Raw genomic sequence first — 9,191 nt, 5'->3', positions numbered from 1 at the left:
ATCTATTTATATTTAGAAATGGGCTATCTACCGACAGCAGCGTTATTTGTGGTGTACACAGTATTAGCTGTTCAGGGATATCGTGTATGGCGCAAAGAAAGCGACAATGAATTTGTAAACGTGGCACAAGGGAGTATTTAAACCTAGTGAAAAAAAGTGGTGCGTTAGAGTCCCTTCAAAACGAGTTATTGGCCTGGGTTATCGAAGCAGACCTGTTTAGTCAGGTACCAGGCCAGAATTGTGCGCCTATCAATCAGGCTGAGACCCATAGCCCAAGCCCTCAAAGCCCAAGCCTAACTACAAACGCAAAGGACTCTGACTTAAAAATTGAAGCAGTCACCTCAGCTCGAAATCCAGTCTTTAAAGTCACCGACAACCGCGACCAGCGCTGTTTGTACCTCAAACAGCTAGACGACGCCGAACACAGAGTGTTGTCTTTGTTATCAAAACTCAAAAACCAAAATCAAGATGGTCGGTTAGGCCTCAACTGCCAGACTGTTTTGACACCTTATTTATTAGGCACCAAAAAGATTGCCCGAAAAGCCTGGCTCAACAAATCGAATCAGACACAAACCGAGTCCTTTCAGGCATTTTTTAAATCATCACAATGGGGCGCATTGTCACAAGTGCCAACCGAGCGATTTATTAATCTGGATAACCCACAAGAAACCAAACAAGTCGTCAACGCCTTGTTTGAGCTGCACCAAGTCGCTCAATATCAAGACGTACAAGGCTTGTCACAACTCATTGGTGCGGTCATGTCGGCTCAAACCATCGAACATCATGCGCTACAAGCAACGGAATTATTGAAAAACAGCGCGCGAGAGACTCATAGGATTGACAGCCAAAGACTCATTAAAGCATTTAACAAAACCATAATAGAACCCAGCCAGCGTATTGCAGATGGATTAGTCGCAACAGGCTCCGGAAATAACAAGGTGGGAAGTAGCGGCTTAGAACAAAGCCTGTTGCATGGTGATTTAACCGACGGCAACGTTTTTGTATCTAATTGGCAAGAACAAACAACGATAGGTCTCATCGACTTTGAATACGCCTGCGTGGGTCATGCGTTTTGGGATATTGCTATGTTGGCGGTCGAGCTATCAAAACAAACGAGTAGGGAAAGGCTAGAAAAGGATTATCACAGACTGATAGATGAGTATGCAGAGCTGATGGTATCGGAACAACAAAAACGACAAATAGAACAACACAAGTCCCAGCGTTCTTGGTCATATTTGGTATTGTATTGGTTAGTGGCAAAAGCATGGGCCATGCAATCAATTGATGATAAAACACAGCCAGCTCAGCACTTTATAAACAACTACGACAGCAAAGCTACCGCCATTGCAAAAATGATAAAGTTAAATACCGCCGAGGCGTGACGCGATTTCTTTGTATTTTTCAACGTCGGCTTTATCAAAAAGTGGGTTGCCTTCAGCGTCTTTATCCGCAGCGTTAAGCAAATGTTCACGTTCTAAACGAATAACTCGAACGTCTTTAACACCCAAATATTCAGCAACTTGATCGACTGTCATTAACGACATGGTCTTCTCCTAACAGAAATAAACTTGGTTAATTGATTAATATAGTAGATTTTGTATTTTTCATCCTACCTATAGGCTGATATTTTTTAAACAATTATTTTTGAACAAAAAAACGCCGCCCATCAGTGACTTTGTAGACGGCCCAATCATTACCGAGTATGATTCCAATCTCCACACCAGATACACGCTCCCGTGGTGAAGTGGATATCACGCGTCCCTCCGGAGGATGAGTCGCAGGTTCGATTCCTGCCGGGAGCGCCATTTAAATAATTTACCCTGAAAATTTAAAAGCGACACGTTTTGTCGCTGTTAATTGTTTCACTAGCCTCAAACTAAGAGGCAACTATGAAACACTTTATACCTGGTCATACTTTTCGCGATAACAAATATTATGTGTTTAATAAACACGGTGTTACCGTGATGAGGTCGTGGCCGCACATGACCGCGTATCGCAAAACGAAAACCAAAGGCTGGCAGGCACTTCGTCCTAAGTTTGCCTTTGGCGAGCGCGACATTCCTAATGAAATGAATCAAGCTGTGTGTCATCGTTGCGATTTGAACGACTTGTATGCGCAAGATGTTGAGCATGAATGCCAGCCACACCCCCTGATCCGCTATTTGGCCCTGGTGCCACCCGAATTACTCACGCTTATAAAAGACGTTGGCACTAGGCAGTGGCATTTACTGGCGTTATTTGCCAGGTGTGGTGAAAAGGCGGTTGAGCTATATCAATCAACACCTGCGCTAGCTTGGATGTTGGCGTCTTCGTGGGCGTTTAAAACTCAACCTGTGAAAAATCATTTTCGTTCGATTCGTGCTTTACTGCAACCAGGCAAGTCGCAATGTGACATCCTGAGATGGCTGGATTTCCCGAGTACCAAACAGACGGTAAAGCTGCTTCGCAAGGTTGATATGAGTGAGGTCGACGTGACTTTTTTCCTGCACCTAAAGCAAATTATTACTAACCAAACTTCTCTCAATACGTTGCGCCATCTGCCTTGCATTGACTATAGCGTGGTGCGCCTGCTGGCCAATCATCCGCTACGATTCTCATTCGCGTTTTTGCATCGTTTTCAACAATTAGAACGAAAACAGCATCGCTTTATTAAAGATAAGATCAAAGACACAGTTGCCGGCTTAGAAGAGGGCCTAGCAGAGGACCTAGACTCTGCGCCGAGCGGAACTATCGATATGAAAGTACTGGATCTGATCTTGGCCATGCTCCCAAGTGCTTTAGACGAGACAACCAATGTGAAACCTCAAAACCAACAGCGCGTATTTCCGTGGCCGCATTTTGAGTTGCCAGATGGCTTTCCCGAAATTGCCTATTTGGATACGGAAGATGAGTTGTTTGCCGCGTCTGAGGTTATGCACAATTGTCTTGATAGTCAGGCCGATAATGCTTATCTCAACGCCATTAACTTTTTTCAAATCAACTACCAAGAGCCTGTGATCTTTTCTGTGACCGAAACGCCAGTTTGCAATGTTTGGGTGGTTAATGAAATAAAAGGTGTTTGTAATAAGGCGCCATCAGCCTGCGCGCTGACAATCATTAAAAAGTGGCTTTGTGAAACAAACCGAATTAATTCTGATTTGTGTATTGAACTAGATCTGTAACCCATTGATACTAGGACTAGATAATAAGGAATAGCAATGTACGTACTTGGAATAGACTTAGAAACAACCGGGCTTTCATTAGAAAACGATGAAATCATTGAAATTGGTGCAGTTGTTTGGAATACCGAACTAAATAAGCCGGCCGCAATGCTCAATCACCTGGTTGTGCAGCCCCTCAAGCTTCCTTTAGAAAAAAACATAGTTAACATCACTGGTATATCTGACGCTGACTTAACAGAGTTTGGACTCGAAGAAAAAGACGCGCTGGTGGAGTTTGTGAAGCTGGCTGAAAAGTGCCAATACATAGTTGCACATAATGGCAATAGCTTTGATAGACCCTTTCTTGAAAAAGCGCTCAAAAGGCATGATCTCAAGATCAAGTTACCTTGGATAGATACTATGTTTGACGTGCCATTCAAGGGTGGTACCAAAAAGTTAACCTATTTAGCGGCCGAGCATGACTTTTTGAATCCGTTCGCGCATCGAGCTCAATTTGATGTGCTGACAATGCTAAAAGTCTGCAGCAACTATGATTGGCAAGAGATAATTAAACGCGCCCATTCACCACAAATTAAAGTGATAGCCAAAGTCTCTAAGGAAGAGCGACACCTCGCAAAAGACAAGGGCTTTCGTTGGGACCCAAAAAACTATGTGTGGTTTAAAGAAATGAAAGAGTGTGACTTGGAGCAACAAGCTTTCGACTTTCAAGTTGACGTAAAGCAGATTGAATCTTGAGCCAGTTGTCATGTTAAGTAAATCGCAGATAATGCGCGGCCTTCAATGCGAAAAATCATTATGGCTAAAAACGCATAAACCCGAAGAGCGTCAGCTTCCTGATAAAGTTGAAGGCCGGTTTGAGCAAGGCACAAGCATTGGCGAATTAGCTCAAGGCTTATTCCCTGATGGCAGTTTGGTTGAATATCAAAGTGGTAATTTAGCGCAAATGTGTCGTGATACCCAAACCTTGCTTGAGCAAGACCATCACACCATTTATGAAGCCACCTTTAAAGGCAACAGCGTGTTTGCCAGCATCGATATCTTGCACAAAGACGCGCGGGGCTGGCACATCTTCGAAGTTAAAGGCTCAACCAAAGTCAAAAACATTTATATACAAGACGCGGCCTGCCAATATTCGGCGGTGAAAGAGCAACTGGAGATTGCCTCCATAAATATAATTTACGTCAACAACCAGTACAGGCGCATGGGCGACTTGGACTTAAAACAACTGTATTGCATTGCCGATATTACTGAGCAAGTACGAGAGTCTGAGTCAAATCTAATCGCCCGAATCGAACAATTAAAAACGATAAAAACGCAAACGGATGAGCCGCTAATCGACATTGGTCTGCATTGTTCTAACCCATACCCGTGCGATTTCTCGAAATACTGTCGACGCGATATTAGCAAGCCCAATGTTTTTAATCTGTATCGACTGAAAAAAGCCAAAAAGTATCGTCATTTTCATTATGGCGTGGTGACTTATGAACAAGCCAAAGCACGCCTCAAACTCAACAAAACCCAAAGGTTACAAGTTGATACGTATTTAAACCAAACTACACATATCGACCGAAAAAAGCTGGCCGCCTTCATCAATAAAGTCGAGTTTCCAATTAGTCATTTCGATTTCGAAACCTATAACGAAGCTGTGCCCAGATTCGACGGTCAGCGACCTTATCAACAAATGCCATTTCAATACTCGTTACACATTGAACAAAAGGGCGGTGACTTGCAGCATAAAGAGTTTTTGGCTGATGAACATAATGATCCCAGAACCGCCATCGCAGAAGCCATGTTGCGGGACATACCAAAATCCGGTTCAATCATGGCGTTTAATCAGAGTTTTGAAATTAGTCGCATCCGCGAATTAGCGGCGGACACTCCGCAATATGCAGATGCTTTGCTGGCGCTCATTCCGAGATTTGTCGACTTAATTGAGCCGTTCAGAAAACTCGGTTTTTACCACCCAGAATTTCACGGTTCGTTCTCAATCAAGGCCATTTTACCAGCGATGTTTCCAAACGATCCCGAGTTAGATTACAAGCAACTGGAAATTCAAAATGGTGGAATGGCGATGGATACTTTCGCGTCTTTGCCAAGACTTAAAGACAAAACAGAACGCGCAAAAATACGAAAAGACTTATTAGCCTATTGTTGCCTCGATACGTTGGCAATGGTGAAGATTTACCAGAAATTAAATCAGCTAATTAAGCATTAAAAATTTAACCTCAATAAAGGGAAAACCGCACGATGCAGGAATTGGAAAAATTCGATGTTATGACCTCTCGAATCGAGCAGCTAGATACGGAAATTGACAACGAAATGCTTAAATACGAAGACTTCAATTTTCCAGAGGGCAGCTTAATCAAAAAACTGGTTGCAGAGCGAAAGTCACTAATCATGGAAAAAGCTTTATTGTCACGACAGCTTAAGTCAAATGGTGACATGCCTTACACGCTCCTAGAGCAGACCATGGATGAATTACACGAAGCGTATCCAGATGCCAACTCAAATGACAGGGTTGAACTCAATGGTGAATATTACCTTAAACGATTTCAACCAGTTGAATTAAGCAAAAATGGCAAGTCCGTTAAAAAGTATTGGCCATATTGGTTGAGACTAAATGCAAACGGGTCCGTTGATGAAAATTGGCAGGAGGAAGTCCTCAACCTTTGGCCGGATAAGTTTGTGATCCGTGCGGATAGAAACAAGGCTCGTAAGCGCTAATGCAACCAATATATCTAAAAGACTACATGCATAAGCCGTTGCGAGAGTTAGTTACGGCGATTGAAAACAATCCCAAACAGGAGCTCGAATCACTCAAGTTTTATGATCTTCTAATTGATGAAAACTCTGGCAAAGAATTGCGTCATGGCGTTTACATGTTTTTCGAGAGCGCCAATACAAGCAAACTTAGTGTCGAAGCAACCACACAAAATGGTGAGTTGAGTAAAGCAAATAAATTGGGCTGCTTATATGTCGGAAAGTGTGACACAAGCCACTTCGCTTCTCGTATTGGTTTGCATTTTGGCTTAACGCCATTATCACGGTTTAATACCTTTTTGCGACGCAGTGTAGATAAAATGTTTAAAGCTAAAGACAAAAAAATCAAATTAAATCATAGGCATTTTTACGATGGTGTCGTGAGTTTAAAGAGACATAAACTGCTTTTGCTACCAACACTTGGATTGTCACCTAAACTAGCTCGCCCGATAGAAAAATTGATGATGGAATTACTGAAGCCAACTCATAATAGCCTGTCCAAAAAGGTAAAGAAGGCAAACCTTACTAACAAACTGGATCAGACATTGGCTGAGGTTCTCATTGAAAGAAAAGCATTATCGCAAGCAGATTCTGATTTAATCTCGGGTAAGGCTTAGCGGTGAGTCACTGGTTCATCGCCAAGCCATCCAACGCTTTTTTCAACACCCGCTCTTTTAACACTGCGGGGCCAACAATCTTGATATTTTGCAGTTGGCTTAACAGCCAGTTTTCAAGCTCAACAGTGTGCATCACTGACATGGTGACTTTTAGCCAAGTGTCATCCAAGTCTTCACTGCGTTGTGAATCGTCAAGGCTGCTTTCTTGAAGTAGCTGTTTGACGTAACTCTTCACATGCAGTTCTACGTCGATTTTTTGTTTTGATAACAGCACGGCGGTCGCTTGATTGCTGACATATTTATCCATATCGATGTGGTCAGAAAAGCGCTCATCAAGCAGTGAAGAATTGTCGATTCTATGCACCAAGATATTTCTCACATCATCAAACCCACCAAATTTGCAAACCAGAACGAGCTTTTTGTCCCTAATTACCACACCTAAGGGCTTGATTGTGTATGTCTTTGGCTTATTTGCGTAAGCTATTTCCAGTAAACGCTTTTGCATAAGCGCGGTATAGACATTGTCGATGATTGTCTGATTTATTTCGTTAGGGATCGGTGTAAAGGACGGCGGCATGGTCTGCACTAAACTCGGCCATTGTTGTGTATCGTTGTCGCGTTTCAGTACATCATCTGACTTCTTAAACAGCGCGTTGAGCTTCTCAAATGTTGCACTTGGTAGAAACATCTTTAAATGTTGTTGCACTAACTTTAGGGATAACGCTTCTTCTGAGCTTATTGCAGGAATAAATTGGTAGGGCGAATCATAGGCAAATGACCATTTGTAGCCCTCTGGCGAATCCCCAAAGGTAAGGCCCAACACCTCAGTTAGTGACATCAGATCGCGTTCCACCGTGCGCTTTGAAACACCTGCTCCAATTGATGTTAAGTGATTGCAGACGTCTTTAGACAATACAAACCGAGGATAAACCGGAATGACTTTTAGCATTTCTAAAATTCGATGCAATGTCGTCGTTGCTTTAGCTGGCATCTTGTTTCTCCACGGAATGATCAGCGTTACCAAAAATCCGATAATGCGGATCGGCTTTCCAACTTACCTTACAATTTAACAAGTCGAAGTGTGTTTTGATTTTCTGCTTGTAGGCGTCATTAAAGATCGAACGATCCATATAAACAATCGCACGCTGTTTCGTTGCGGAATAGACTACTCGACCGCGAGGAACTTCTTGATATTCGCTGCTATTAAGTTCAGGAAAGTGCGGCATATATACCTGTCGCTGCTCCCATTCCGTGACATGTTGAAATGGACTATCGATTAGACCCATCGAGTCCATGACTAACGAAGATGATTCGACCGATTTTGCAATAAGGTGGTGTTGGTAAAACCAAAATATGCCAACTTTGATATGCCTCTCCTTTATGACCTAAACGCCATACGAATATGGCGCGAACCTGCTCTTAAATGATGTTCCATGCAGTTTATGACATGTGGCGACATAATATGTCGCACGAAAATGTAAAGTACAAGAAAAACAGAAAGGTATCTACATATGACGAAACTATCTGAACAAAGTGAGCAGTTTTTGTCGCTGCGATTGCAACAGTTGCGCGAGCAGTTTTCCGACGACTTAAAAGCGCAATCGTTTCAACTTACCTACTGGCGAAATGATGAAATTGATAGCGCAGCCTTACCAGTCGATCATAGCCATTGGGATATTTCTGATCAGGCATTTCATGTTTTGAAAGCGTCAGGCTTTGTGGGTTTGTTATTGCGACTATTGGCCGACTTTTTCGACTGGCTGCAAATAGCTGAAAAGCATCAGTATAAAAAACTAGTCGCGAACAGGTTAGGGTTAAAGTTGACGGTAAGTAGTGATGACACAGAATTTGTGGTTGAGATTATTGATATTCAGTTGGACTAGCTTTCACGATTCGGAAATCAGTTAATTGACTACGTAAAATTCACCGGATTTTTATCTAAAATTGGTCGATTCTTACTCCGGAGGATGAGTCACAGGTTCGATTCCTGCCGGGAGCGCCATTTTCTAACTTTAAATTAGCTTTATATTCAACGTGATAACACTCCATTGCTTAATTTTGAATTTTAGTGCTTATTGGCAAGGTGCTATTAGTCTATTTAAAATTCAAACGTAGGGCTGTATCCAGCTTTATGATTCTCTTTGCCCATGTGCTCTGAAAAAATATGCATTAAGTTTTCAATTTGTTTTTCAGAAACCCTAAATTCTAGAAATTTGGGGTAAATCTTTAGACTTCTTGAATTATTGCTCCTGTAGCGTTCTCACAACCTTAGGTTATGTGACCTCTCCAAATTTGTTGATGAAACTCGCTTGGCGGATATGGCACTTTGCCTCCTTGATTTTACTTAAAATTATGTTGAGTTTTGATTGTTTAAATAAAATGCAGGATTAGTATGGAATTTGCAAAATAACTGCGCCTGTAAATAGAAGATTTGAGTATTAGCTTTGCCACATTTATAAAATCATAGTTTACCGTGATTATGCAAAGATCAACGTTAAGACTATATCGGTATGTTTGAAGATTTATCTACGTTCTATTATCAATGCTCTAGTGGAGAATCTTATTCCAATAATAAGGTAAATGTTGGAAATATATAATTAGATCTAATTCCTTTTTTGTATATAACAATTTGAAATAAAAGGTTTATTTTTAA

General features: G+C 41.8%; 10 protein-coding genes and 1 tRNA gene. 8 read left to right on the top strand and 3 right to left on the bottom strand.

Annotation, left to right across the window (positions count from 1 at the left end; translation table 11 throughout):
• The first annotated feature begins 146 nt into the window (after positions 1–146).
• Positions 147–1,382, top strand: a complete 1,236-nt coding sequence (locus AC4E96_RS00745) for a phosphotransferase family protein (RefSeq protein WP_490254610.1) — start codon at positions 147–149, stop codon at positions 1,380–1,382.
• On the opposite strand, the gene AC4E96_RS00740 is transcribed toward AC4E96_RS00745, so the two are convergent.
• Positions 1,362–1,544, bottom strand: a complete 183-nt coding sequence (locus AC4E96_RS00740) for a helix-turn-helix domain-containing protein (RefSeq protein ID WP_488033529.1) — start codon at positions 1,542–1,544, stop codon at positions 1,362–1,364. The genes AC4E96_RS00745 and AC4E96_RS00740 overlap by 21 nt on opposite strands.
• Before the next feature lie 186 nt (positions 1,545–1,730).
• Here AC4E96_RS00740 and AC4E96_RS00735 point away from each other — a divergent pair.
• From AC4E96_RS00735 to AC4E96_RS00710, 6 genes are all read left to right on the top strand, one after another.
• Positions 1,731–1,805 (top strand) — tRNA-Arg (locus AC4E96_RS00735).
• Between the two features lie 84 nt (positions 1,806–1,889).
• Positions 1,890–3,161, top strand: a complete 1,272-nt coding sequence (locus AC4E96_RS00730) for a hypothetical protein (protein WP_490254609.1) — start codon at positions 1,890–1,892, stop codon at positions 3,159–3,161.
• A gap of 36 nt (positions 3,162–3,197) precedes the next feature.
• Positions 3,198–3,896 (top strand): 3'-5' exonuclease, encoded by a 699-nt coding sequence (locus AC4E96_RS00725; protein WP_490254608.1) that lies wholly within the window; start codon positions 3,198–3,200, stop codon positions 3,894–3,896.
• A 10-nt stretch (positions 3,897–3,906) separates the two neighbouring features.
• Entirely contained in the window at positions 3,907–5,376 is a 1,470-nt protein-coding gene (locus AC4E96_RS00720) for a DUF2779 domain-containing protein (protein WP_490254607.1), read from the top strand.
• Between the two features lie 32 nt (positions 5,377–5,408).
• Positions 5,409–5,885, top strand: a complete 477-nt coding sequence (locus tag AC4E96_RS00715) for a hypothetical protein (RefSeq protein ID WP_490254606.1) — start codon at positions 5,409–5,411, stop codon at positions 5,883–5,885.
• Positions 5,885–6,538, top strand: coding sequence for a hypothetical protein (locus tag AC4E96_RS00710; RefSeq protein WP_490254605.1), 654 nt, complete (start codon positions 5,885–5,887; stop codon positions 6,536–6,538). The genes AC4E96_RS00715 and AC4E96_RS00710 overlap by 1 nt, the downstream gene beginning before the upstream one ends.
• A gap of 7 nt (positions 6,539–6,545) precedes the next feature.
• On the opposite strand, the gene AC4E96_RS00705 is transcribed toward AC4E96_RS00710, so the two are convergent.
• Together AC4E96_RS00705 and AC4E96_RS00700 are read right to left on the bottom strand one after the other, a co-directional pair.
• The gene (locus AC4E96_RS00705; RefSeq protein WP_490254604.1) at positions 6,546–7,529 is read right to left on the bottom strand and encodes a helix-turn-helix transcriptional regulator; all 984 of its coding nucleotides are present in this window, start codon (positions 7,527–7,529) and stop codon (positions 6,546–6,548) included.
• On the bottom strand, positions 7,519–7,824 hold the full coding sequence (locus AC4E96_RS00700; RefSeq protein ID WP_490254603.1) for a hypothetical protein: 306 nt from the start codon (positions 7,822–7,824) through the stop codon (positions 7,519–7,521). Before AC4E96_RS00700 ends, AC4E96_RS00705 begins: the two co-directional genes overlap by 11 nt.
• A 225-nt stretch (positions 7,825–8,049) precedes the next feature.
• On the opposite strand from AC4E96_RS00700, the gene AC4E96_RS00695 reads away from it, so the two are divergent.
• Positions 8,050–8,421 carry a hypothetical protein gene (locus AC4E96_RS00695; RefSeq protein ID WP_490254602.1) on the top strand — a complete coding sequence of 124 codons (372 nt, stop codon included), beginning with the start codon at positions 8,050–8,052 and terminating at the stop codon, positions 8,419–8,421.
• The last annotated feature ends 770 nt before the right edge of the window (positions 8,422–9,191 follow it).

The organism is Psychrosphaera sp. (assembly GCF_982872775.1).
This window is presented reverse-complemented; position numbering and strand designations above follow the sequence as displayed.

Bases quoted from the DNA above. Each gene is read 5' to 3' on its own strand.
- AC4E96_RS00740 (WP_488033529.1), bottom strand. From the start codon at position 1,544: ATGTCGTTAATGACAGTCGATCAAGTTGCTGAATATTTGGGTGTTAAA.
- AC4E96_RS00730 (WP_490254609.1), top strand. From the start codon at position 1,890: ATGAAACACTTTATACCTGGTCATACTTTTCGCGATAACAAATATTAT.
- AC4E96_RS00725 (WP_490254608.1), top strand. From the start codon at position 3,198: ATGTACGTACTTGGAATAGACTTAGAAACAACCGGGCTTTCATTAGAA.
- AC4E96_RS00720 (WP_490254607.1), top strand. From the start codon at position 3,907: ATGTTAAGTAAATCGCAGATAATGCGCGGCCTTCAATGCGAAAAATCA.
- AC4E96_RS00715 (WP_490254606.1), top strand. From the start codon at position 5,409: ATGCAGGAATTGGAAAAATTCGATGTTATGACCTCTCGAATCGAGCAG.
- AC4E96_RS00710 (WP_490254605.1), top strand. From the start codon at position 5,885: ATGCAACCAATATATCTAAAAGACTACATGCATAAGCCGTTGCGAGAG.
- AC4E96_RS00705 (WP_490254604.1), bottom strand. From the start codon at position 7,529: ATGCCAGCTAAAGCAACGACGACATTGCATCGAATTTTAGAAATGCTA.
- AC4E96_RS00700 (WP_490254603.1), bottom strand. From the start codon at position 7,824: ATGGGTCTAATCGATAGTCCATTTCAACATGTCACGGAATGGGAGCAG.
- AC4E96_RS00695 (WP_490254602.1), top strand. From the start codon at position 8,050: ATGACGAAACTATCTGAACAAAGTGAGCAGTTTTTGTCGCTGCGATTG.